The following is a 24,928-nucleotide window of genomic DNA, read 5'->3' on the forward strand; positions in this document are numbered from 1 at the left end:
TGGTAAAGGTAAGAAAAAACTGTATATTTGTCGTGAGGGAGGAAAAAATAATGTTCCTGCCTGCTGAATTAGGCAGAAAAAATCTACCTTTGCAACTGCCACAATAAGGATTTGAAATTTAAAACGAATGAATTCAACAAAGTTAATAGGAAAGATATTTGCTCCCAGACAGAGAGAAATCGACCTTTATGGGACAAAGGCCGAAGAAATTCAGGACCGCGTATTCCGAAAACTGATACAGAGAGCTTCCGCCACGGAGTGGGGCACAAAATATGATTTCAACCAGATCCGGAACTATACGGATTTCCAGCGGGTTCCGGTGCAGACCTATGAAGATGTGAAAGGATATGTAGACCGCATGCGCCACGGAGAAAAGAATGTGCTGTGGCCGGGAAAAGTCATCTGGTATGCCAAGTCGTCGGGTACCACCAACGACAAGAGCAAGTTTATTCCTGTCAGTCCGGAAGGTCTGAAAGGTATTCATTACCGGGGAGGCACGGATGCGGTGGCACTTTATCTGCGCGAAAATCCGCAGAGCCGCTTCTTCTCGGGAAAGGGTTTGATTCTGGGCGGAAGCCACAGTCCGAACTACAACGTGAAGGACAGTCTGGTGGGTGACCTCTCGGCCATCCTGATTCAGAACATCAATCCGCTGGTCAACCTGATTCGGGTGCCGAAAAAGGAGATAGCCCTGCTGAGTGAGTTCGAAGAGAAGGTAGAACGCATTGCCGATACCACGATTCACCAGAATGTGACCAACCTGTCGGGGGTACCTTCGTGGATGCTGGCTGTGATACATCGTATTCTGGAGAAAACCGGAGCCAAACATCTGAACGAGGTATGGCCAAATCTGGAAGTGTTCTTCCATGGGGGCGTATGCTTTACGCCCTACCGTGAACAGTACAAGCAGCTGATTCCTTCCGACAAGATGCATTACATGGAGACGTATAATGCCAGCGAAGGTTTCTTCGGCTTGCAGAGTGACCTGCACGACCCGGCCATGTTGCTGATGATTGACTACGATGTGTTCTATGAGTTCATTCCGCTGGAAGACATTGACAAACCGAATCCGGCCATCGTGCCGCTTTGGGGTGTGGAAGTGGGACGTAACTATGCGATGGTCATCACGACCTCGTGCGGCTTGTGGCGTTACCTCATCGGTGACACGGTGAAATTTACGCAGAAGAATCCTTACAAATTCATCATTTCCGGCCGTACGAAGCACTTTATCAACGCCTTCGGTGAGGAACTGATGGTGGACAATGCCGAAAAGGGGCTGGAGCGTGCCTGCAAGGAAACGGGGGCGCAGGTGCTGGAATATACGGCGGCACCGGTGTTCATGGATGCCAATGCCAAATGCCGTCACCAGTGGCTGATTGAGTTCAGTGTGATGCCCGATTCGCTGGAGAAATTCACGCAGGTGCTCGATACAGCCTTGCAGGAAATCAACTCGGACTACGAAGCCAAACGGCATAAGGACATCACCTTGCAGCGGCTGGAAGTGATTGTGGCCCGTGAGGGACTGTTCCACGACTGGCTGAAACAAAAAGGCAAGCTGGGCGGACAGCACAAGGTGCCCCGTCTGAGCAACAGCCGTGATTATATTGAAGAAATGTTGAAACTGAATAACTAGATTCTGACTGATGAAGCCTATTCCTAAATATCTGGCCTTTCTGCTCGTGATTATCGGGTTTTATGCCTGTGCGAGTACAGGTATGCCCGACGGGGGACCGTATGACGAGACACCGCCCAAATTTGTGCGGGCTACTCCTGAACCCAATGCCACCAATAACAAGCGCAAGAAAATCTCCATTGAATTCGACGAGTATATCAAGCTGGACAATGCTTCGGAGAAAGTGATTATTTCTCCTCCGCAGAAGGAAGCACCAGAAGTAAAGGTAAGCGGACACCGTGTGCTGGTGCAATTCTTTGATACACTGCAGGAAAATACCACGTATACCGTTGATTTTGGGGATGCCATTGTGGACAACAATGAGGACAATCCGTTGGGGAATTTTGCTTATGCCTTCTCTACCGGTGCACACATCGATACGATGGAAGTATCGGGTACGGTACTGAACGCCGAGAATCTGGAGCCGGTGAAAGGGATTCAGGTGGGACTTCACAAGAACTTGGAAGACAGTGCGTTTGTGAAACTCCCGTTCGACCGTATTTCGCGTACTGACAGCCGGGGACATTTTACCATCCGGGGAGTGGCGCCGGGAAAATACCGTATCTATGCCCTGATGGACGGTAACCAGAATTATCTGTTCGACTCGAAAACCGAGGCGATTGCTTTTCAGGACTCGCTCGTCGTGCCCGACATGCGGCAGGCTGTACGTCAGGATACGGTGTGGAACGAACTCGATACATTGGCCTACGATACGATTTACGATGTGCACTACACGCGCTTCCTGCCCGACAACCTGATTCTGCGTTCCTTCAAGGAAGAGAATCCGATGCAGTATCTGGTGAAGAGTGAACGGGAACAGTTGAACCGCTTCTCGCTGTATTTCAGTGCTAAAGCGGATACACTTCCCACAATCAAGGGACTGGATTTTGACGAGAAAGATGCGTTTGTCATCGAAAGCAATCCGCGCAACGATACCATCCGTTACTGGATTAAGGATACGGTGATGTGCGAACGCGATACATTGACTTTCCAGATGGATTACCTGGCTACGGATACGCTGGGTCAGCTGGTGCCGAAAACCGATACGCTGCGCATGGTGAACAAGATTGACAAGAAGCGGCGCATGGCTTTGGCGGAAGAGGCTTTGAAGAAGGAGGAAAAGGAACGCAAGCGCCGGGAAAAGAAGGGTGATACGCTGAAGGTACAGCCCAAGTTTTTTGCCATGTCGGTGGATGCTCCTTCCAGCCTTGACCTGAACCGGAACATTGTGCTGAAGTTCGACGAGCCGGTGGAACACATCGATACGGCAGCCATTCACATGGCGGTCAAGGTGGATTCCTTGTGGGAGACTATTCCGTTTATTTTGATGAAAGACTCGGTGGCCCCTCGTCAGTACCAGATTTTGGCCGACTGGCAGCCCGGACAGGAGTATCAGTTCAAGATAGATTCATTGGGCATCAAGGGTATTTACGGGCTTTATACGGACAAGGTGGAAAATGAACTGAAGGTGAAGACGCTGGAAGAGTATGGCACGTTGTACCTGAACATTGTGGGTGCCGGTCCTCATGCCATCGTGCAATTGCTGAACGGCAGTGACGAGGTGGTGCGCCAGCAGCCGGTGACGGAAAAGAACACGTGCGACTTCTATTTTCTTCAGCCCAGCACGAAATATTATATCCGTCTGTTCAATGACGATAACAACAACGGGGTGTGGGATACCGGCAATTACAGCGAAAAACGCCAACCGGAAGAAGTGTTCTACTTCCCGAAAGTCTGGGAAATGAAAGCCAACTTTGAGTTTGAGGAGACATGGGATGTCCATGCTACGCCGCTCGATAAGCAGAAGTTGGACGAGATAAAGAAACAAAAGCCCGACGAGGCGAAAAAAATCAAGGACCGCAACAAAGAGCGGGCGCGTAAACTAGGAAAAACATGATTAAGAAACTGATTCTTTGCCTTTTCCTTCTGGTAGGAGGAATGGCAGCCAACGCACAATGTGGTGCTGTAAATGATGCAATCAAGCCAGGGGAGACGCTCTCTTATGAGCTGAAGTTTAACTGGAAGTTTGTCTGGATCAATGCCGGATGGGCAAAGATGACGGTCAACGAGACAAAATACAGGGGCGTTTCGTGCCTGAAGACGGATTTGCAGTCGTACACGAACAAGAAGATTGACTTCTTCTTCAAAATGCGTGACACGCTGACCTGCATCACTTCGAAAGACCTGGTGCCGCTGTATTTCCGGAAAGGGGCGGAAGAAGGTAAACGCTATACGGTGGACGAAGTGAAGTTCAGTTACCAGAACGGGAAGTGTATTGTCGACCAGCAGCGTACGTTGCGGGGCAATACCGACAAGCATCACGAGGAACTGCCGGTGTGTGTGTATGACATGTTGAGCATTCTTTTGCAGGCCCGTTCGTATGATGCGACGGATTACAAGCCCGGACAGAAAATTCTTTTCTCCATGGCTACTGGAAGAGAGGTGGAGAAGCAGACACTGATTTACCGTCGCAAGGAGAACTACAAGGCCGAGAACGGGGTAATCTACCGTTGTCTGGTGTTCTCGCTGGTGGAATATGTGGGCGAAGAGAAAAAGGAAAAGGAAGTCATCACGTTCTATGTGACTGACGACCGGAACCATTTGCCGGTACGCCTGGACATGTACCTGAATTTCGGTTCGGCCAAGGCTTTCCTGACCGATATCAAAGGTAACCGCCATCCGCTGACTTCCATCGTCAAGGAAAAATAATCTACAAAAAATCCTCAACTATTCCTGCGGGGTAGCTGAGGATTTGTTTTATGAGGTCCAGACATTAATCACGTAGAAACAGGATTCTACGCCGTGGTCTGTGTTTCCTGTGTGTCTTTCTCTGGCGCGTCTGCAAGCTGAAACGCCGCTTCTTCTGCTTCTGCTATAATCCGTTCCACGTCATCGTTTTTCTCTGTTGTCATAACTTCTTCTTCTGTCACTTCCAGAGAAGCTGCTTCTTCCTCCCGGACAGTCGTAGGGAGGGGTGTGTGGTCCGTCTCCGGAGAATCGGCGACTACATTCTGGGCTTCTTCCGCCGCTTTTTCACGGGCTGCTTTCTTGGCAAAGATGGCATCGATAAACTGAGGGTCGTTCTTGATTTTGTTCAAGGTTTCGTGTGCAGCCTCCTGTTGCGATTCTTTCTTGGAATATCCTTTTCCTTGTCCGGCAGGAACCTGTTCCACTACGACCTGTGTCTCGAATACCGGGTTCTGTTCTTCATCGACCGACTGTTCCAATAGGTTGAACTCGATGAGGAAGCGGTTTTTCTGTCCCCATTCAATCAGTTTCGACTTGAAATTGACCTCCTTGCGTGACAGTTTATCGAGGTTCAAATAAGGCTTGATAATGCGTTCTTCCATGAAGAGCTTGCAGGTTTCGTATCCTCTGTCCAAGTAGATGGCCCCAACAAGTGCTTCAAATGCATTGCCACACATGTAACTGTTGTGTGACGACTGGCGGGTGGTGTATTTAATCAGCTTGTCCAGTCCGATTTGTACCGCAATCCGGTTCAGTGTTTCCCTTTGTACGATTTTAGATCGCGTGTTGGTCAGAAATCCTTCCCGTTTCCCCTCAAACCGTTTGTAGACGATGTCGGCCACGACCGCATCCAGAATGGCATCTCCCAGAAATTCCAGTCGCTCGTTGTTGAGCAACCGGCCTTTGGCTTTTACTGAAGAAGATTTGTGCAAGAGAGCCTGCTGGTAGATTTCGATATTCCGCGGATAGAATCCCAGCATCTTATAAAAACAAAGATAAGACTCCTTATCCTTGCGAAAAAGGAGCCTTATCTTATCTAGTATATTGCTAAACACAGTTTATTCAGTGTATTTTTTAATGATTACACATGCATTGTGTCCGCCAAATCCGAAGGTGTTGCTCAATGCGGCACGTACAGTACGCTGCTGTGCTTTATTGAAAGTGAAGTTCAGGTTATAGTCGATGTTTTCATCGTTATCGCCTTCTTCGTGGTTGATGGTCGGAGGAACAATGTCATTTTTCACAGAAAGTACACATGCAATTGCTTCTACGCCACCTGTTGCTCCCAAAAGGTGTCCGGTCATAGACTTGGTGGAACTGATGTTCAGTTTGTAGGCATGTTCGCCAAACAAGTCTTTGATAGCTTTCACTTCTGAAATATCACCTACCGGAGTAGAAGTTCCGTGTACGTTGATATAGTCGATGTCTTCCGGTTTCATTCCGGCATCTTCCAAGGCACTCTTCATAACCAGTTTCGCACCCAGACCTTCAGGATGAGAAGCTGTCAGATGATAAGCGTCGCCAGAAGCACCTGTACCGGCCAGCTCTGCATATATCTTCGCGCCACGAGCTTTTGCGTGTTCCAGTTCTTCAAGAATCAGACATCCGGCACCTTCACCCATTACGAAACCGTCACGGCTTGCGCTGAACGGACGTGAAGCATGAGTCGGGTCATCGTTGCGGGTAGACAATGCATGCATGGCATTGAAACCACCTACTCCTGCGGGGAAGATGGCTGCTTCGGCTCCACCGGTCACAATGATGTTGGCTTTTCCCAAACGGATATAGTTGAACGCATCAGCTATGGCGTTGGAAGAAGAAGCACATGCAGAGGTAGTGGTGAAGTTAGGGCCATGGAAGCCATACATAATGGAAATCTGTCCGGCAGCGATGTCTGCAATCATCTTAGGGATGAAGAACGGATTGAATTTCGGTCCGATTGTATCTTTCGTCTTTTCATATCCGGCAACTTCTTCTTCGAAAGTATGGATACCTCCGATTCCGACGCCGAGAATTACTCCGACTTTGTTCAAATCTTCTTTTTCTACGTCAATTCCGGCATCAGTAACCGCTTCTTTTGCTGCTACTACGGCATATTGTGTATAGAGGTCCATCTTGCGGGCTTCCTTACGGTCAATATGGTCGGCAGCATTGAAGTTCTTCACTTCGCAAGCGAACTGAGTCTTGAACTTCGACGCATCAAAATGAGTAATAGGTCCTGCTCCGCTGACGCCGTTCAGGAGGTTGTTCCAGAATTCCGGAACCGTATTACCTACCGGGGTCAACGCACCAAGACCTGTTACTACTACTCTTTTTAATTCCATAGGTAGAATTAATTATTTAGCGTTAGCCTCGATGTAAGAGATAGCGTCGCCTACAGTCTGGATTTTTTCTGCCTGATCGTCAGGAATAGAGATTCCGAATTCTTTTTCGAATTCCATGATCAATTCTACTGTATCCAAAGAGTCAGCACCCAGATCGTTAGTGAAGCTCGCAGTTGGAACAACTTCTGATTCTTCTACGCCCAATTTATCTACGATAATTTTCTGTACTTTTGATGCGATTTCAGACATAATTCTAATTTTTTAAGTTTATAAATAATGTAATTTATTGATTTTTCGTTGCAAAGGAATAAATATTTCTGCTTTTAAACAAGTATTCTAGCAAATAAATGCACTCCCTTTGCACATTTTTATACATTCTGTGCACGAAAACATGCATTTTTGTGTCTTATTCTCTTCGCAAGGGATAGTCTCCACGGAGTTGCTCGAACTGTTCCGGATGTGCCCGTAAATGGTCGCAGTCGGTGTGGGGATTGTATTGCTGGAGAAGTTGCAGATTCTCATCGCCGGAAAGGCTGTGACGGGGAACCTCCGATAAAGTGAGATGGAAGTTTATCGGTTTATGGAAAAAACGGCAGAAGGCTTCCAAAACCATGCGTGTGGCATTGGCTTTTCCGTCGGCGGAGTAACCGGCAATGTGGGGGGTACCGATAAAGACTTTGTCGAGTAGTTCCCGGCTGATGTGGGGTTCGTTTTCCCATACGTCGATTACGGCCCCTGCCACCGCGCCCGTGTTCAGGGCGTCCAGCAGGGCTTCTGTTTCTACCACTTCCCCACGGGAGGTATTGAGGAGGTAAGGCTTTCGTTGCAGCTGCTGGAAAAAGGTCCGGTCGGCCAGGTGGAAGGTCCGGTATTTCCCTTCCCGAATCAATGGGGTGTGGAAGGTCAGGACATCGCATTGTCTGGCCAGTGTGTCCAGTGAAGTGAATCCTTGTTCGCCCGCATCGGCTCGTGGAGGGTCGTTCAGAAGTACTTTCATGCCGATGCGTTCTGCCATCCGGCGGATGCGTTCGCCCACATGTCCCACACCGACAATGCCCAGACAGGCTCCCTTGAGTTGGAGCCCTTTTTCCTGTTGCAGCAACAGCAGGGCGGCATGTACATATTGCTCCACGGCTCCGGCATTGCATCCGGGACAGTTGCTCCACGTGATGCCGGCTTCCTGACAGTATTCCGTGTCGATGTGGTCGAAGCCGATGGTGGCTGTTCCGATAAATCGTACTTTGCTACCTTCCAGCAGCTGGCGGTTGCAGCATGTGCGGGTGCGGATGAGCAAGGCATCTGCTTCTTTCACCACTTCCGGAGTAAAGTCTTTTCCGGGAAGATAAATGACTTCGTCTGCCATCTGCTCGATGATGCCTTTTATATAAGGTATTTTGTTGTCTACGATTACTTTCATTGGTGGTGAGATTTATTGGGGTGCAAAGTTAGTATTTTCCTTGAGTGAGTGTAGTAAATTTTGGAAGACTATCAGTTGTTTATTAAGGAAACAATCATTATTTTTGTTTTTATTATTCACCGTTTAAATTGAGTTATTATGACTTTTACAGAATTATGCCGTCCTATCTTCGAACAGGCTATAAATGATTATCATAAGACTGATAATGTAGATTCTCCAATCCACAATCCTTATCCACTGAAAAGTATCGAATATTATTTGTACCTGAAAAATTGGATAGATACTGTACAGTGGCATTTTGAGGACATTATCCGTGACCCGAATATTAATCCAGCTGAAGCTTTGGTTTTAAAACGTAGAATTGATAAGTCGAATCAAGACCGCACAGACCTGGTTGAACTGATAGACAGTTATTTTCTGGATAAGTATAAAAGTGTAGTTCCATCTGCTGAGGCAACGATTAATACGGAAAGTCCTGCATGGGCTATTGACCGTTTGTCAATATTGGCGTTGAAGATTTATCATATGCGTAAAGAAGTGGAACGAACAGATACGGATGAAATGCATCATAAACAATGTGAAGCCAAGCTGGCTGTGTTGTTGGAACAGCAAAAAGATTTGTCACAGGCTATTGACCAGCTGATTGCGGATATTGAAGCGGGACGTAAATACATGAAAGTATACAAACAGATGAAGATGTACAATGATCCGGCCTTGAATCCGGTGTTGTATGGTAAAAAATAATCCGTTTCCTTTAGCGTATGTCAAGGATTCTGGTTATTCGTTTTTCGGCACTGGGAGATGTGGCAATGACAGTCCCGGTGCTTTATTCTTTTGCAAAGGCATTTCCACAACATCAGTTAGTGGTTTTAAGCCGTCCCAATATGGCGGCTTTGTTTCAGGAATCACCTCCCAATCTTTTGTTTCGGGGAGTGGATGTGAAGAAAGAATATGCCGGAGTAAAAGGGTTGTTTCGTTTGTTTCTTCTTCTTAGGCGTGAGCATTTTGATTATGTGGCTGATCTGCATGGGGTGTTGCGCAGTCGATTCCTTTCTTTCTGTTTTAGGACCAGTGGCATAAAGGTGGCTTGTATAGACAAGGAAAGAAGTAAGAAAAAGAAATTGATATCTCAAAAAAATAAGGAACTGGTGCCTCAGACTACTTCTTTCTCCCGTTATACACTCGTTTTTCAAAAATTGGGATTTTCATTTCCTGTATCTTTCCATTCTATTTATGGAACAGAAAAGGGGAATATTGAGGGTATACGGCAGTTGGTGAAATGTAAGAAAGAGAAAGAACATTGGATTGGATTAGCTCCATTTGCAGCCCATAAGGGGAAAATTTATCCGTTGTATCTTCAGGAACAGGTGTTGAAAGCACTCTCTCAAAAAGAGAATGTTACTATTTTTCTTTTTGGCGGTGGAAAAGAAGAAGTTCTTCAGCTGGAGAGATGGGCGCAGGCATATCTACATGTAATATCTGTAGCCGGAAGGTGTAAGATGGCGCAAGAATTGGCGTTAATGAGTCATCTGGATGTCATGATAGCTATGGATTCTGGGAATATGCATCTTGCTTCATTGACGGGAGTGCCAGTTGTTTCAATTTGGGGAGCTACCCATCCTTATGCCGGTTTTATGGGATGGGGACAAAGTGAGGACAATGCCATACAAGTAAATTTGCCTTGTCGTCCTTGTTCTATTTTCGGAAACAAGCCCTGTTTAAGGGGTGATTATGCTTGTCTGAATCAGATAACTCCTCGTCAGATTATACAAAAAGTGGAGAGTCTTTTATGACTTCTCCACTTTTTATTCTTATAGTGACTGCATGTCGTGCAGTCGCTTGTAATAGCCGTTTTTTTGAATCAGTTCGTCATGAGTACCCCGTTCCACAATTTCTCCTTCATAAAGTACGCATATTTCATCTGCATTTTTGATGGTAGACAATCGATGGGCTATGGCAATTGTGGTACGTGTTTTCATCAGTCTTTCCAATGCCTCTTGTACCAAGCGTTCTGATTCTGTGTCGAGTGCGGAAGTTGCTTCGTCCAAAATTAGAATTGGAGGGTTCTTCAATATGGCGCGTGCGATGCTGATGCGTTGTCGCTGTCCGCCAGAAAGCTTGCTGCCGCGGTCACCGATATTGGTGTTGTATCCTTCCGGCTTTTCCATAATGAAATCGTGTGCATTGGCAATTTTGGCAGCTTCAATCACTTGTTCCATGGTAGCTCCTTCCACTCCGAAAGCAATGTTGTTAAAGAAGGTGTCATTAAAAAGAATGGCTTCTTGGTTCACGTTTCCAATCAGGCTACGTAAATCATGAATGGCAATGTCTTTGATGTTCGTTCCATCAATGGTAATAGCTCCTTGCTGTACATCATGATAACGGGGAAGCAAATCTACCAGTGTTGATTTACCAGATCCGGATTGTCCGACCAAAGCCACTGTTTTACCCTTTTCCACGGTCAGGTTGATATGTTTCAATACTTCTTTCTTGTTGTCATAGCTAAAGGAGATATCTTTGAACTCAATCTTGTTTTTGACCTCTTTCAGCGGGTGTGGATGGGCCGGATCATGAATGGTGTTTTCTGCTTTCAAGATTTTGTCGATGCGTTCCATGGAAGCCAGTCCTCGAGGGATGTTGTAGCTTGCTTTGGAGAACTCTTTCAGCGGATTGATTACGCTGTATAGAATAACCATATAGAAAATGAAGGTAGATGCATTGATAGAGGAATGATTGGACAGAATCAGAGATCCGCCGAACCAAAGTACAGCTACAATCAGTAGTGTTCCCAGAAATTCACTCATCGGGTGAGCGGATGATTGACGGATAGCAACTTTATTCACAGCATCCCGATAATCATTGCAACATTTTTCAAACCGTGCTGTCATTTTCTTTTCTGCAATAAATGCCTTGATGATGCGTAATCCTCCCAATGTTTCTTCCAGCTGTGACATGGTGTCACTCCATCGGTTTTGTGCATCCAATGATTGTCGTTTCAAGGCACGCCCCACTTTTCCCATGACCCATCCCATGGTGGGGAGTACAAGAATGGTAAATAAGGTCAGTTGCCAGCTGGTCACAATGAGAGTGGCAAAATAAGAAATTATCAGAATTGGATTTTTCAACAACATATCCAATGAGCTGGTGATGGAGGTTTCTACTTCGTTCACATCTCCGCTCATGCGTGCAATGATATCTCCTTTTCGTTCTTCAGAGAAGAAGCCTAAAGGGAGAGATACTACTTTTTTATATACCAGAATGCGAATATCTCTTACCACGCCAGTCCGCAGAGGAATCATGATGGCTGAGGAACCAAAATAACAGGCTGTTTTCAATAATGTCATTCCAGCAAGGAACAGCCCGAGGAAAAGCAACGTGGTAGCAGGTCCAAAGCTGTCTATTAATTGTGTGGTATAGTAGTAAAAGTTATTGGTAGCTACTTCTTTGAAGTCTGCGCTTCCCCATTCCATCAGTTGGCTTACACTTTTGTTTTCTCCGGTTTTGAACAAGATATTTAATATTGGAATCAATAGTGAGAAAGAAAAGATATTAAAGACAGCGGACAATACATTCAACAGTATTGACCATCCCAGGAACTTCTTGTACGGTGAAACGAATCGCCGCATCAATTGAAAGAATTCTTTCATCATGTTGTTTGAGGGTTTGAAAATAATAGGCAAAGATAATGTAAATCTGCAAGTTTAACCTGATAAACCTTCTGAAAAAGCAGGAATTTTGTAGTTTTGCATTGTTTTTGTAAAAAGAGATTCCATGAAATTTGTATATTATCTTGTTTTTGCGTTGTGGTATTTATTGTCGCTTTTGCCTTTGAAAGTGCTTTATTTTTTTTCGGATCTTTTGTTTGTGCCTTTATATTATGGGGTTCGTTATAGAGGAAAAATCGTGCATAAGAACCTGGTAGAGTCATTTCCGGATAAGAATTTAAAGGAGATTAAGAGTATAGAAAAAAAATTCTATCATTTCTTTTGTGATTATGTGGTGGAAGTGATAAAAATGCTCTCCATTTCCCAAAAAGAGATGAAACGTCGCATGGTATTTACTAACCTTGATGAGGTGCGGGCTGAGTTGGAAAAGAATGATAAGAAATTTTGTTTTCTTTATTTAGGTCATTATTGCAACTGGGAATACATTGCTTCTTTGAGTGCCTGGATTCCAGGTATGCATGGAGGTCAGATTTATCATCGTATTTACAATCAGGCTTTTGATGAACTCTTTTTGCGGTTGCGTGGTCAGTTTGGCGGAGAATCCATTTTAATGAAAGATACACTTCGGCGAATCTTGACGTTGCGTAAGCAAGATAAAAGAGTCATGATAGGTTTTATTTCTGACCAGCTTCCCAAATGGGAAAATATGAATCACTGGACGTATTTCCTGAATCATGATACTTCTTTTTTCATTGGAGCCGAACGAATTGCCAAGCAGGTAGATGCTGCACTTTATTATGTAGATGTGGAACGAGTAAAAAGGGGATATTATCGAGCCACTTTCCGTTTGATGACTCTTCATCCTCAAGAATATCCGGATTATGAGTTGACCGATATGTATGCGCGTATGCTGGAGAAAATGATCCAGCGGGAGCCTGCCTATTGGCTTTGGAGTCACAACCGCTGGAAACGTACGAAAGAAGAATGGGAACGAAGACAAGCAGAATAATGATTAGATACATGCTTTGTTCTTTTTTATGCTTGTCCTGATATTGTTCCATCCAATAACAAAATAGAGTTTGCAGAGGAACTTTATTTTATTCCATCCTTTATCAAGCTCTTGAATGACTCGGATATTTTCTTTTAGTCCTTCAATTCGTCGTGTATTGGAAATGCCTGTACGGTCGTATATGGAAACTATTACTGGAATGTGCCGGAATTTCCTGTTTGTCAGATAGCAGAATTTGAAGAAGTAGAAATCCGCAGACATTTTGAAACGGGTGTCAAAGGGATGTTCTTTCATAAGAACCGTTCGTACAAAAACAGCCTGATGGCAAAAAAACATGCGTTGTTTGTTGCATGGTTCCAATGCCTTTTTTACAATCTTCTCGTTGTTCTTGAATGTGAAGATATCTCCATAAATAATTTCATCCTCTTTATTTCTTGTGAAAGGAAATACTTTTGTCAGCACGTCATTTGCCGAAAAAACATCTCCTGCATTTAAAAAAAGAATCCATTCACCTTGTGCATGTGAGAGTCCTTTATTCATTCCCTGATAGATACCTCCATCGGGCTCAGAACACCAGAAAGCAAGGTGTTTCGCATGTTTTTTTATAATTTCGGCCGTTCCGTCGGTAGAACCTCCATCAATGAGAATATATTCTTTTGCTGGAAAGTCCTGTTGCAGCACACTTTCAATTGTTTTTTCAATCAATGTACGGCAGTTGTAAGATACGGTTATAATTGTAAATGTTATTTTGTGGGGATGATGGTCCATATTCTTATTTGAATTTCCTGATGAGTTGAAAAAATCTTTCCAATAGAGTATTTTTCCAGCTGTGTGCACACAGATGAATAGCATAGGAGGCTGGTGTGACTTCATGCTTGTTACCTGCAAAGATTTCAGAGCGGAAAATATGCATATTCCCATCCAGGTCTTGGTCTTTGTCCAAGTATAGGAATCCGTATTTTTCTGCGATTTTGGCGTAAATCAGAGGAGCAAACATGTCTGGAGATAATTCTTTGGAGAATTGCTTGTGAATATACCAGTCGAGTACATCTTTTATAAATGGACATTGGGGTTCTGCTCCCATTACGGCGGCTTGAATCTGCATTCCGGAAATGTAGTCATCTCCTATGCGTTTTCCTTCAGGACTGATTCTATGAACAGATCCTGTTTGCTCTAACTGGCTAGGGTGATATTCTAGGCTGGAGAAGAAAGAGTAATGCAGAAAATCATCGAACCGTTTTAATATCTTTACATCAGAGTCCAGATAGATACCACCTTCTGTATAAAGTGCATACATACGAATGTAGTCTGCGGCGAAAGCCCATTTACGTGCTTTGATTGCTTCTTGTACATAAGTCGGGGCGGTTGAGACATTGAAAGTCTCCATATTCCAAAGTTTTATTTCGTAGTCGGGCATGATTTTTTTCCAGGTTTTCATGCATTTTCGAATCTTTTCAGGATATGGATCTCCGCTTAACCAGCAGAAATGGATGATTTTAGGTATCATAGGACTTTATTTTTTTAAGAATCGTTTTATTTTTTCCTTCCGGATATGCTTCTGTTCTAATTTTTTCAGATAATAGGTGGTATGTGTGAGGGTTTCCTCCTCATCCCATTTCCTTTGTCGGGCATATTCCCGAATCATGAATTCGAATAAATCTCTTCGGTGGGTAAGCGTGCTCAAATTTTTTAGACATTTTTCTTTTGGCGGACATGTATCGAAGAAAACGGAGCGGTTGATGTCGATTACCTGAAACTGATAGTGTGATTGAGGTGTCGGTTTCCGAAACAGAAAATTGCCGAAATTCAAGTCACCGTGTATAATTCCTTTCTGGTGCATGAAAATAATGAATGAAATCAAATCTTTGGCAAGTGCCTTGTCATAATTTTCCTTTGGGACCAGATAAGGGAAAGCAGGGGGATCCGGGCAGGCTGTACAAATAAAATAGCCAGTAGTGAACAATCCATGTTCTTTGGTTTCTATGAATGCGATCTCATGTGGCGTTTCAATTCCTCGTTCTCTAAATATTTTTGCGTAGCGGAAAGCTCTTTCTGCCTTGGTGCTTCGAAAGAATGAATAGGCTATTTGTTGAAAGAAATTAACACGTTTAAAACGTTTGGCTATGACTGGCGTACCTTGAATGGTGAAACGACATACCAGATTCCTGCCTGAATAGACAATCTCTCCCTGTTCCTTGTCGAACATACGTGGAATATCGAAGAGCTCTTTTGCCATGTATTGATAATCTGGAGAAATTTCTATTTTCATATTTGTTCTTTTTCTAGAAGTGAGTGATACAGATTCATCAGTTCGTCTGCTTGTCTTTTTTCAGAGAAACGAGTGACGTATTTTAACCCTTGTTCTATAGTATATTTCCTTTTTTCCGGGTTGTTCAATAATAAGTGAATAGCCTTTTTCATCCCTTCTATGTCATCCGGATGGACATACATAGAATCTGGTCCGCCGGCTTCTTCCAGGCAGGAACCCGTAGCAGCAATGACGGGTATACCCGAGTGAAGAGCTTCAATGATGGGAATGCCGAAACCCTCAAATCTGGAAGGATACACGAATATTTCGGCTTGCTGGTAAATGGCCGGAAGATATTGGAAGGTCACATTATGAAGAAGATGTACGCGTTGTTCCAGCTGATGGGCAGCTATAAAGGAATCAATCTGGCTGGTATAGCTGGTACGCTTTCCTACTAGAACGAGATGTACATCCTTGGGAACCCCGGTCATGGCTTTTACGGCCAGCAGGGCATTTTTCCTTTCTTCTATACTCCCTACACAAAGTATGTATCTGGCCGGGAGATGGTATTTGGCTTTGGCTTCTTTTTTGAGTCTTTCTTCTGCTGGATGTGTGAATGATTCATCGCATCCTTGGTAGATAACCCGGATTTTACGTGCATCAATGCCGAAATAGTGGATGATGTCCCGTTGGGTGCATTGGCTGATAGCGATAATGGCGTCTGCATCCTGACATGCCTTACGGAACTTATAAGTATAAATAAGGCGGTCAATAAATGGATAGCATTGTGGGTAATGCAGGAAAATCAGGTCGTGAATGGTTACTATACTTTTGGTATGGGATGCTTTTCGGATATTAAGCGGAAGTTCGTTGCTCAGGCCATGATAGATGGTTACGTAATCTTTTTTCAGATTGTAGGTGATGCCGATGGAACGCCACACAGAACGGCATTTTCTCCATATCCCTTTGGGAGAGATGCAGAGCAGTTTAGGGCATACAGAACGTAAACGGTTGAACGGGGGATTCGAACGGATACGAGGGGCATAAAGAATGTATTCGTTTTCTGGATAGAAACGATAAAGAATCTCAATCAGGTAACGGCTGTAGTTGCCTAATCCGGTAAAGTTCTGTACGGCTCGTTTGGCGTCAAATCCTATCCTTATCATGGGCATATCTGGTTAAGAAGTTTACAAAGGTAGGTTTTCTTCTTAATTTTACCAATGGAATAGGTATTTCATTCGTGCTTTCTAGTAAAAAAAGGCTGTACTTTTGTGTAAACATCTCTCTTTTTAGGGGTAGTATTCGTACTAAACATTTAAAAGAGAACTGTTAATTCGTACTTTTTATGTAGCTTTGCGAAAAGCATAAGCAAAAATTAATATTATCGGAACACGATGGAAAAGTACGACTATTTGATTGTGGGAGCCGGATTGTTTGGAGCTGTTTTTGCCCGTGAAGTCAAGCTGGCAGGAAAAAAATGTCTGGTAATAGATAAGCGTAGCCATAAAGGAGGGAATCTGTATTGTGAGGATGTGGATGGAATTCATGTCCATAAATATGGAGCTCATATTTTTCATACAGACAATAAGGATGTTTGGGACTATGTGAATGCGTTGGTTCCTTTCAATGGTTTTATAAACTCTCCGTTGGCGCGTTTCCAGGATAAATTGTATAATCTTCCGTTCAACATGAACACATTCCATCAATTATGGGGAGTGGTAACTCCGGCGGAGGCCAGAGAGAAGATAAAAGAGCAGTGTGCGGCATACAGTCATATTGTAACGCCGTCCAATTTGGAGGAACAGGCGTTGAAATTATGTGGAAAAGATGTGTATGAGCGTTTGATCAAGGGATATACTGAGAAACAGTGGGGACGTTCAGCAAAGGAACTTCCTGCATTTATCATTCGTCGGGTACCTTTGCGTTTTGTGTATGATAACAATTATTTCAATGACCGTTACCAAGGAATTCCCGAAGGGGGATATAATGAGTTGATCGATGCTTTATTGAAAGGCATCGAAATGAGACTGGATACCAATTTTTTTGAGAATCGTGCTTATTGGGAGGAAGTGGCCGACCGGATACTGTTTACAGGGTGCATTGATGAATTCTTTGATTATCAGTGCGGACATCTGGAATACCGTAGCCTGCGATTTGAGGAAAAACGACTGGAAATGGATGATTTTCAGGGAAATGCCGTGGTAAATTACACTGCACGTGAGATTCCTTATACCCGTATTATCGAACATAAACATTTTGAATACGGAAAGCAGGCACATACTGTCATTACGTATGAATATCCGGATGCATATGAACCGGGAAAGGAACCTTACTATCCGGTGAATGATGAACGTAACGGGGCAATGTATCGTCGGTATCAGGAGCTGGCTTTGCAATGTAAAAATGTGATATTTGGTGGACGGTTGGGTCTGTACGCATATACGGATATGGATGACACAGTGGCAGCTGCATTGAAATTGTGGAAGAATGAATGTAATCGATAGAAAATATGAGAAATTGTTATTTGTCACGCAATTATAAAGGAGTGGACGGAGCCGGGAATAAGGCAAAAACCGATATTGAGCGAATTATGGAGGAAAACGGTTATGTGAATGTAGGTTTACGTCAGACTCGCTACACCAATACGATACTTGCTTTTCTGGTCACATTGGCGGGAGTGTTAAAGCTTCCTTTTTCGTTGAGAAAAGGTGACCGTCTGGTGCTCCAATATCCATTGAAAAAGTATTTCACGTTTGTCTGCCGGATGGCTCATTGGAAAGGTGTCAAGGTAATTGTCGTGATTCACGATTTGGGTAGTTTCCGTCGTAAGAAACTTACAGTGGAACAGGAAATCCGACGTTTGAGCCATGCCGATTATATCATTGCACACAACACGCGAATGAAACAATGGTTGCTGGATAATGAATGCAGGGTACCTTTAGGCGACTTGGAAATCTTTGATTATCTTTCTGAAACAAATGCTTCTCCACATACAGCCCCTTCACATCCATACAGAGTGGTGTATGCCGGGGCTTTGAACCCTCGTAAGAATACCTTTTTGTATGAGGTGGGCACTTACATTCATTCTTATCAGTTTAATTTGTATGGGAATGGTTTCGAACTGGACAAGGCGAAAGGAAAAGAATTTTTCCATTGTAAAGGATTTGTTCGTTCGGACGAACTGATTGCCACGGTGGAAGGGGATTTCGGGTTAGTCTGGGATGGCTTTTCCGTGGATGCATGTACTGGTGATTTTGGAGAATATCTGAAGTATAATAATCCACATAAGACGTCTTTATACATTCGTTGTGAGTTACCGGTTATTATTTGGGAGCAAGCCGCTCTTGCAGATTTTGTCCGAGCTAATGGCATTGGGCTTTGTGTGTCTTCCTTGGCAGAGTTGGATGCTGTCTTGTCTTCTGTTACTCCGGAGCAGTATGTGGCAATGAAGCAGCGAACTGCGGAGATAAGCCGACGGTTAAGTCAGGGATATTACATTCAAAAGGCATTGTCGGAAGTAGTGTTTTAAGGTTATGGTGAAAGAGACTATACATATTGCTTGTAACATAGATACGTCGTATGTGAAGTATTGCATTGTGATGCTGACTTCTTTGTTTGAGAATAATCGGGAGGCGAAATTTCATATACATGTGATTGCTGGAGAACTGTCCGAAGAAGCTCGTCGGCAACTTCATAACTGGGTAGAGAGGCATTATTTACAGACACTGACAATTTATGAGGCCGGAGAAGAGCTGTTGAAAGGTTGTATGATTTATGGAGAAAGTCATATTTCGTTGGCTACTTATTATCGGATTTTTCTGGAAACCATTTTGCCACAGGATTTACAGAAAGTCATTTATTTGGATTGTGACTTGATTGTAAACGGTGCTATTCAGAATTTTTGGGATACCGATATCAGAAATTATGCAGTAGGATGCATAGAAGATATGTGGAGTGGAAAGTCGGAAAATTATACTCGTTTGCATTATGATGCTTCTTTTTCTTATTTTAATGCAGGCGTGCTGCTGGTGAATCTGGCTTGCTGGCGACAGATGAAATTTCAGGAACTGGCTGTGAAATACATCTCTCAGCATATAAATGAGTTAATTTTCAATGATCAGGACGTATTGAATGCCTTGCTTCATGACTGTAAACTGTTTTTACCGTTCCGGTACAATGTGCAGGATGGCTTTTTGCGCCGCAAGCGTCGTATCCGCCCGGAAGTATGGGATGTTTTGGATAAGGAGTTGCTTCATCCGGTTATTATCCACTATACGGGTGGGAAGAAACCTTGGCAATATAAGTCGCAGCATCCCTACAAGAAACTTTATTTCCATTATTTAGACTTGACTCCGTGGAAGGGAGAACGTCCGATTGTTCCTTTTTCCTATAAACTCAAAAGGTGGGTTGACAACTTTTTGTATTTCACAAAGCTGGCTAGACCTAAATACCGTTCTCTTCCAGAGCAAGGATGATGTCAAGGCAAATATTCAATGCTTGGTTTAAAGGTAATTGCATCTAAGCATCCACGCTTTACTGCATCCTTGAACTTTTTCTTGTCTTCTTTACTGTCGGGCCTTTTATTAATGCGATGTAAATAAATACGGTATCTGTTCAGCAGGGAGATGTAGTAAACAAGTGCGTTCTTTTTCCGGGAACGGTTTATGTACGACATGTTTCTGGCATGGTAATAGAATTTCCATGCAGTATCTACTGGAGCCGTTTGGATTTTGGGGCCATAATTTACGGCTGTTTTATGTACTACTACACTTTTCTCAATGTAGAATCCGTCATAATGATGTTGGTGTATTCTGCTTGTATATTCTAGGTCGTCAGCCCAGATAAAAAATTCTTTGATGGGTAGTCCAACTTCGCGTACTGCTTTGGCGCTGAACAGGACAGATACGAAACTACAGGATTCACATGCTAGGCCCGCAGTCTGTGGGTTGTTTTTTTGCTCGTATTTTGTGGTAATAGAATCTGAAATAAGATTGGGCCCATTCATTTTATGCAGGCTGCCATCTGTCCAGATTACCTTACTGCATACAAATCCGATATGTGCTGAAAGTGAAAGTCCTTTCGCCAGTTCTTCCAGCGCATTGTTTGTCGGAATGGTATCGTCATCCATAATCCATACATAGTCGCATCCTGCAAGTACAGCTTGTTTGATACCTTCATAGAATCCCCAAGCTCCTCCTTTATTCTCTGGAAGGTGGATAATTTCCATATGCGGATCAGGGGAAAAGCTGTCTAGAAACTCCCGGGTTCCATCGGTGGAGCAATTGTCTATAATGAAAATTTTATGAAGTTGAAGGGTTTGTGCTTTAAGTGCTTGTATATTTTCTTTGAGCAGGTTAAGTCGGTTGTAGGTTACAACGACGCAGTTTATAAGAAGAGATGTGGTGAATGAGCTCATATTTCAAAAAGTTTAGGAGGAATCAGTTAAAGTGGGTGATGGGTCAGTTTGTCATACAAGGTCGGTTGGCCTTCTGTTGAATGCGTATGCATCTGTTTGTAGCTGAGTTTATGAAATAGTTGCTGTTGGCATAACTGGAAGAATTCTTGTTCATTATAAGGTTGGTTCATCATTCCTTCCATGTCAGATAATCGTGTATGGCTGGTTGGCATAGCATTTAATGCCTGTGTGACGGAAGGAAGATTATAATAAGCGGTTGCAATTACGTAGTCAATCAGAAAATAATCAAGCAGCCTGTTTTCTTTTTCCCAGTACTGGAAAAATACTTCCCTGGTAAAACTGCATAGAATCCCTTTGGGAAAGCTTCCTAATATGAAGCCGGCCCATCTTCCTTCTGAGATGTTGTCTGTGGTAATGTGGCTGGCTACAGTAAACAACTGTTTCTGGAAGATTTCTTCCGGAATGGGTTGGCTTACATAGACGGTGGCATCTATCCATAAACCACCATGTTCGTGAAGAAGACACATGCGCAGGATATCGGAAAAGTGGGTAAATGAGATATTCCCTTTCTGTACTTTTTGCAGGATGTGCTCTGGTATGGTAACATATTCTGAGATGTTTTTTTGTGTAATGAGGTGGACTGGATGATTACCTGCCTGCTTGCATAAAGAACGAAAGCAGGTTTGTACGATAGGAGGCATGGACTCTTTTCCTTGCCACCAGCAAACCCATATCGGAGCTTGGGATGATGAATGAGGAGTTACTTCTTTTTCCTGTGTGTATTTCAGGATAAGATTTTTGTACTCTGTTTGTAAAAAATGTAATATGGCTTGTTGTTTCCGCTTTCTGCGTGCGATACGGGTTGTCCTGCTGCCAAAGTGTGGAAGGATGGCCATGGCATATATGTTATGTATACCTGCTACGCTCCATGCGTTTAGTATATCACATATTCTTTGCCTAGTTTTTCGTATCAACTTAATTTTCATAAGCATTCTGCTTATTTAGTTTGTATTCTTCTATCCGTTTCATATATTTCCGGTCTTTTTTATTCTTGCCTGGCTTGAAATTCAAGTGTTCAGGAATGTTTTTCCCATAATCAATAATCATGGGCTTTGTCCCGGATTTTATAATGTCCAGTGAATCATATAAATTGCCGGCTGGCACTTCATAGGCACTCAGGCTGAGGGTATCTCCATGAATGCGGATATATTGGTAATATCGGCTTTCAATACCATACTTATCAAAACGCTGGTCGAAGGTTATCCGGTAACTTTTGGGAGAACAGTGGCTGACTGTGTAAACAGGAGTCATTGCCGAACCTTGTTCATCGTGGAGTGTCATGCGAGCATAGGCATGTTCATGTCCTTGTAGTACAAGGTCTACTTTATATTCTTGGAGCAATGAATTAAAGATGGTTTTCTGTATCAGGTTGTTGTATTTTCCTTTTACTGAATATAAAGGGTGGTGTAACACAACGATTTTCCATCGTGCATTGCTGGCTTTCAACTCTTTTTCCAACCATTTCTTTTGTGTCCATAAATAGAAAAACTCCCGGTCGCTGTCAAGTAGGAAGATTTGCAGGTCATTGTATTGAAGTGTATATACTTGGTTGTCTCCCACCATAGAATCTTGAAAATAAGAAAATACCAGTGAAAAGCGGCGCTCCAGCTTGCGGATGAGATATTTGAGGTACTCGTGATTGCCCGTTACATTCAACACCGGATAATGTTGGCCAATGGAATCAAGCCCAGAAAAGGTTTCAGCCCAGTAGGAATCCATGGGGCGTTCCGTCAGGTCACCGCCAAAAACAAAAAATTCAGTTTTGGGGTGTGCCTGCAATGCCGCTTTCAGGTATTGGTTGACTTTGCCGTTTATGGTGTCTTGCACGTCACCTACATAGATGAAAGAGTAATCGTTTCGGATGGGCTGGTTGTATGTTCGGAAACTGTACCAAGGAGAGAATTTCCCGTCGTTGCTCACCCGGTAGCTGTAATAGGTGGCTGGTTTAAGTGACCGAAGCCGGGCAGTATAGTAAGCAGCTTTTCCACTGCGTGACTGGAAGACTTCCCCTTGTGCTTCTATGCGAACGGTATCTTTTTCCAATGTATCGGCCAGTTCTACGAAAGATGAAGAAGCTACCACCGAGTCATATTGCCAACTGATATTGCGCGACAGCTCTTTTTGGTTGCCGAATGTGAGCAACACTCTTCCAGGCTCTTTTAGAGGCAGATAGGCTGGTTCCTCCGGATTGCCGAACCATACATGCCAGCGAGAATTAATCCAAAAACCTAGCACAAGTAGAATGAGGATAGATGCGCCAATGGTGATACGTTGTTTTTTCTTCATCTTTGATTCGTTTAAAATACAAAGATATGAAGTTCTCCAAATTTATCGTTATTTTTGCCGTTCAGTATTTGTAAAAAGATGAGAATAATGAAGAAAGAATTGTTTGCCAATGTGCTGACACTGGCCTGGAATCTGGTGCTCGTTTATGTGTGTTACACTTTATGCCGCTTGGTGTTTTTGTTTGTAAACTGGGATACGTTTAGTGGACACCTGACATGGGGATATGCTGTCAGCTTGTTCGGAGCGGGTATTATCTTTGATACGACTGCCATACTTTATAGTAATGCTTTATTCATTTTGCTGTTCCTGTTTCCTTTGCATTGGAAGGAGACTCCAATGTTCTATAAAGTTGTGCGGTGGCTTTTTGCAGCTGTCAATACGTTCTTTCTGATAACCAATTTAATAGACTGCGTATATTTTCGCTTTACGGGAAGACGTACTACAATGACGGTGTTGCAGGAATTCAGTCATGAAGGAGAAAGCAAGCTGACTTCAATCTTTTTGGATGAGTTTATCACTTACTGGTATCTGGTATTGCTGGCTGCTGCATTGTTTTATGCATTATATAAATTATATCGTGCGCCGAAGCTTTTCCCGGTGAAACAAAAGCTGGCTTATTATGTCGTACAGCTGGTTATCTTGCTGGTTGCCATTCCTTTTACTGTATTTGGTATGCGTGGAGGTATGACTACTGCCACCCGTCCGATTACCTTGAGTAATGCTAATCAGTATGTGGAGCGTCCTTTGGATGCAGGGTTGGTGCTGAATACTCCTTTCTCTTTGTTCCGGACTTTGGGAAAAGCGACATTTGTGATTCCAGATTATTTACCGGAGAAGGAAGCAGAGGCTGTATATTCTCCCATTCATTTGCCGGCTGATTCCGTAGCATTTCGTCCGATGAACGTAGTGGTGATTATCTGGGAGGGCTTTAGTAAGCAACATGTCGGTTCCTTGAATCCACAGTTAGAGAATGGAGCTTATAAGGGATATACCCCCTTTATTGATTCTTTGTTGGTAAAAAGCCTGACTTTCCAGCATTCATATAGTAATGGCCGTAAGAGTATTGATGGAATGCCATCAGTATTGTCATCTATACCAAGCTTTGTGGAACCATTTTTCTTGACTCCTTCAGCTTTGAATGATGTATCCAGCATTGCTGGTGAGTTGACTAAAAATAAGGGCTATACATCTGCTTTCTTTCATGGCGCGATGAACGGTTCAATGGGTTTTCAAGCTTTTGCCCGTTCCGTGGGCTTCCAGAAGTATTTTGGGCGTACCGAGTATAATGAGGATCCGAATTATAATGGTGATGCGGATTTTGATGGGACCTGGGCTATCTGGGATGAAGAATTTTTGCAGTTCTATTGTGACCGAATGTCGGAGATGAAGCAACCTTTTGTAACTTCTGTGTTTACGGCTACATCTCACGGGCCTTTTGATTTGCCGGAACGCTATAAAGGGAAATTTCCCACAGGAAAGGATCCGTTGTTTGAAACTGTAGCTTATTCAGACTATGCCATCCGGCGTTTCTTTGAGAAGGCGGAAAAACAGCCATGGTTTAAAAATACGTTATTTGTGATTACAGCGGACCATACTAGCGGAAACTCTTATCCGGATTATGTGACCGATTTGGGATATTACAAGGTGCCGGTTATTTTCTATGCACCCGGTATGCCAAAATTGAAAGGATTGGATCAAGAAAAGATTGTGGACCAGATAGACATTATGCCGACAGTATTAGGCATTTTGGGATACGACCGTCCGTATGTGGGTTTCGGACAGGATGCTCTTCATACGCCTGCCGCAGAAAAGTTTGCGGTGAATTATTTGCCTTCAAGCGGCATCTACCAGTTCCTGAAAGGAGACTACCTGATTCAGTTCGATGGGGAGAAAGTGATTCATGCCTACCGTTTCCGTACGGATGTGCTGATGAAGGACGATGTGAAAGACACCATGCCGCAAGATACCTTGAAGGCAATGGAAACCCAGCTGAAGTCTCTCATCCAGCAATACATGGAGCGGATGAACGGCAACAACCTGGTGTATCGGGAAAAATAAAAAAGAACAGCAGATACAAGAAATC

The 24,928-nt window shown here is 43.6% G+C and carries 22 protein-coding genes; 10 read left to right on the plus strand and 12 right to left on the minus strand.

What is annotated here, in order from left to right; genetic code table 11:
• Window positions 1-127 precede the first annotated feature (127 nt).
• The 3 genes from BQ7480_RS01125 to BQ7480_RS01135 are packed head-to-tail and all read left to right on the plus strand — an operon-like array spanning window position 128 to window position 4,381.
• Entirely contained in the window at window positions 128-1,633 is a 1,506-nt protein-coding gene (locus BQ7480_RS01125) for a GH3 auxin-responsive promoter family protein (RefSeq protein WP_072541371.1), read from the plus strand.
• 10 nt (window positions 1,634-1,643) lie between these two features.
• Window positions 1,644-3,569: an Ig-like domain-containing protein gene (locus BQ7480_RS01130; protein ID WP_072541372.1), complete on the plus strand. Its 1,926-nt coding sequence runs from the start codon at window positions 1,644-1,646 to the stop codon at window positions 3,567-3,569.
• Window positions 3,566-4,381, plus strand: a complete 816-nt coding sequence (locus tag BQ7480_RS01135) for a DUF3108 domain-containing protein (protein WP_139255680.1) — start codon at window positions 3,566-3,568, stop codon at window positions 4,379-4,381. The genes BQ7480_RS01130 and BQ7480_RS01135 overlap by 4 nt, the downstream gene beginning before the upstream one ends.
• A gap of 86 nt (window positions 4,382-4,467) precedes the next feature.
• Here BQ7480_RS01135 and rnc read toward each other — a convergent pair whose 3' ends face one another.
• From rnc to pdxB, 4 genes are all read right to left on the minus strand, one after another.
• Window positions 4,468-5,475 (minus strand): ribonuclease III, encoded by a 1,008-nt coding sequence (gene rnc, locus BQ7480_RS01140; protein ID WP_072541373.1) that lies wholly within the window; start codon window positions 5,473-5,475, stop codon window positions 4,468-4,470.
• A gap of 3 nt (window positions 5,476-5,478) precedes the next feature.
• Complete coding sequence (gene fabF, locus BQ7480_RS01145) at window positions 5,479-6,744, minus strand: beta-ketoacyl-ACP synthase II (RefSeq protein ID WP_072541374.1); 1,266 nt, start codon at window positions 6,742-6,744, stop codon at window positions 5,479-5,481.
• A 12-nt stretch (window positions 6,745-6,756) separates the two neighbouring features.
• Window positions 6,757-6,993, minus strand: a complete 237-nt coding sequence (locus tag BQ7480_RS01150) for an acyl carrier protein (protein WP_022353800.1) — start codon at window positions 6,991-6,993, stop codon at window positions 6,757-6,759.
• 157 nt (window positions 6,994-7,150) lie between these two features.
• Window positions 7,151-8,161 (minus strand): 4-phosphoerythronate dehydrogenase PdxB, encoded by a 1,011-nt coding sequence (gene pdxB, locus BQ7480_RS01155; protein WP_072541375.1) that lies wholly within the window; start codon window positions 8,159-8,161, stop codon window positions 7,151-7,153.
• Window positions 8,162-8,299: 138 nt separating this feature from the next.
• Here pdxB and BQ7480_RS01160 point away from each other — a divergent pair, with 138 nt between their 5' ends.
• Window positions 8,300-8,905 (plus strand): DUF4254 domain-containing protein, encoded by a 606-nt coding sequence (locus BQ7480_RS01160; protein WP_072541376.1) that lies wholly within the window; start codon window positions 8,300-8,302, stop codon window positions 8,903-8,905.
• Between the two features lie 17 nt (window positions 8,906-8,922).
• Entirely contained in the window at window positions 8,923-9,954 is a 1,032-nt protein-coding gene (locus BQ7480_RS01165) for a glycosyltransferase family 9 protein (protein WP_072541377.1), read from the plus strand.
• 18 nt (window positions 9,955-9,972) lie between these two features.
• Here BQ7480_RS01165 and BQ7480_RS01170 read toward each other — a convergent pair whose 3' ends face one another.
• Window positions 9,973-11,808: an ABC transporter ATP-binding protein gene (locus BQ7480_RS01170; protein ID WP_072543843.1), complete on the minus strand. Its 1,836-nt coding sequence runs from the start codon at window positions 11,806-11,808 to the stop codon at window positions 9,973-9,975.
• Window positions 11,809-11,932: 124 nt separating this feature from the next.
• Here BQ7480_RS01170 and BQ7480_RS01175 point away from each other — a divergent pair, with 124 nt between their 5' ends.
• Entirely contained in the window at window positions 11,933-12,835 is a 903-nt protein-coding gene (locus BQ7480_RS01175; protein ID WP_072541378.1) for a lysophospholipid acyltransferase family protein, read from the plus strand.
• A gap of 3 nt (window positions 12,836-12,838) precedes the next feature.
• Here the strand turns inward: BQ7480_RS01175 and BQ7480_RS01180 are convergent, their stop codons facing one another.
• From BQ7480_RS01180 to BQ7480_RS01195, 4 genes are read right to left on the minus strand one after another with little or no spacing between them, the layout of a single operon-like run.
• Window positions 12,839-13,603, minus strand: a complete 765-nt coding sequence (locus BQ7480_RS01180; protein ID WP_072541379.1) for a glycosyltransferase family 2 protein — start codon at window positions 13,601-13,603, stop codon at window positions 12,839-12,841.
• A 4-nt stretch (window positions 13,604-13,607) separates the two neighbouring features.
• Entirely contained in the window at window positions 13,608-14,342 is a 735-nt protein-coding gene (locus tag BQ7480_RS01185) for a glycosyltransferase family 32 protein (protein WP_072541380.1), read from the minus strand.
• Window positions 14,343-14,348: 6 nt separating this feature from the next.
• On the minus strand, window positions 14,349-15,104 hold the full coding sequence (locus tag BQ7480_RS01190; RefSeq protein ID WP_072541381.1) for a lipopolysaccharide kinase InaA family protein: 756 nt from the start codon (window positions 15,102-15,104) through the stop codon (window positions 14,349-14,351).
• Window positions 15,101-16,246 carry a glycosyltransferase family 4 protein gene (locus tag BQ7480_RS01195; RefSeq protein ID WP_072543844.1) on the minus strand — a complete coding sequence of 382 codons (1,146 nt, stop codon included), beginning with the start codon at window positions 16,244-16,246 and terminating at the stop codon, window positions 15,101-15,103. The genes BQ7480_RS01190 and BQ7480_RS01195 overlap by 4 nt, the downstream gene beginning before the upstream one ends.
• A 231-nt stretch (window positions 16,247-16,477) precedes the next feature.
• Here BQ7480_RS01195 and glf point away from each other — a divergent pair, with 231 nt between their 5' ends.
• The 3 genes from glf to BQ7480_RS01210 are packed head-to-tail and all read left to right on the plus strand — an operon-like array spanning window position 16,478 to window position 19,558.
• Window positions 16,478-17,587: a UDP-galactopyranose mutase gene (gene glf, locus BQ7480_RS01200; protein WP_072541382.1), complete on the plus strand. Its 1,110-nt coding sequence runs from the start codon at window positions 16,478-16,480 to the stop codon at window positions 17,585-17,587.
• Window positions 17,588-17,592: 5 nt separating this feature from the next.
• Entirely contained in the window at window positions 17,593-18,612 is a 1,020-nt protein-coding gene (locus BQ7480_RS01205) for a glycosyltransferase (protein WP_072541383.1), read from the plus strand.
• 4 nt (window positions 18,613-18,616) lie between these two features.
• The gene (locus tag BQ7480_RS01210; RefSeq protein ID WP_072541384.1) at window positions 18,617-19,558 is read left to right on the plus strand and encodes a glycosyltransferase family 8 protein; all 942 of its coding nucleotides are present in this window, start codon (window positions 18,617-18,619) and stop codon (window positions 19,556-19,558) included.
• A 2-nt stretch (window positions 19,559-19,560) separates the two neighbouring features.
• On the opposite strand, the gene BQ7480_RS01215 is transcribed toward BQ7480_RS01210, so the two are convergent.
• The 3 genes from BQ7480_RS01215 to BQ7480_RS01225 all read right to left on the minus strand — a co-directional run bounded on the left by BQ7480_RS01215 (window position 19,561) and on the right by BQ7480_RS01225 (window position 22,845).
• A complete protein-coding gene (locus BQ7480_RS01215) occupies window positions 19,561-20,499 on the minus strand; it encodes a glycosyltransferase family 2 protein (RefSeq protein ID WP_072541385.1) in 939 nt (312 codons plus the stop codon).
• Between the two features lie 26 nt (window positions 20,500-20,525).
• The gene (locus BQ7480_RS01220) at window positions 20,526-21,395 is read right to left on the minus strand and encodes a capsular polysaccharide synthesis protein (protein ID WP_161946424.1); all 870 of its coding nucleotides are present in this window, start codon (window positions 21,393-21,395) and stop codon (window positions 20,526-20,528) included.
• Between the two features lie 79 nt (window positions 21,396-21,474).
• Entirely contained in the window at window positions 21,475-22,845 is a 1,371-nt protein-coding gene (locus tag BQ7480_RS01225) for a purple acid phosphatase family protein (RefSeq protein ID WP_072541387.1), read from the minus strand.
• A gap of 87 nt (window positions 22,846-22,932) precedes the next feature.
• On the opposite strand from BQ7480_RS01225, the gene BQ7480_RS01230 reads away from it, so the two are divergent.
• The gene (locus BQ7480_RS01230; protein ID WP_072541388.1) at window positions 22,933-24,903 is read left to right on the plus strand and encodes an LTA synthase family protein; all 1,971 of its coding nucleotides are present in this window, start codon (window positions 22,933-22,935) and stop codon (window positions 24,901-24,903) included.
• The last annotated feature ends 25 nt before the right edge of the window (window positions 24,904-24,928 follow it).

This window comes from Bacteroides mediterraneensis, assembly GCF_900128455.1.
Taxonomy (GTDB): domain Bacteria; phylum Bacteroidota; class Bacteroidia; order Bacteroidales; family Bacteroidaceae; genus Phocaeicola; species Phocaeicola mediterraneensis.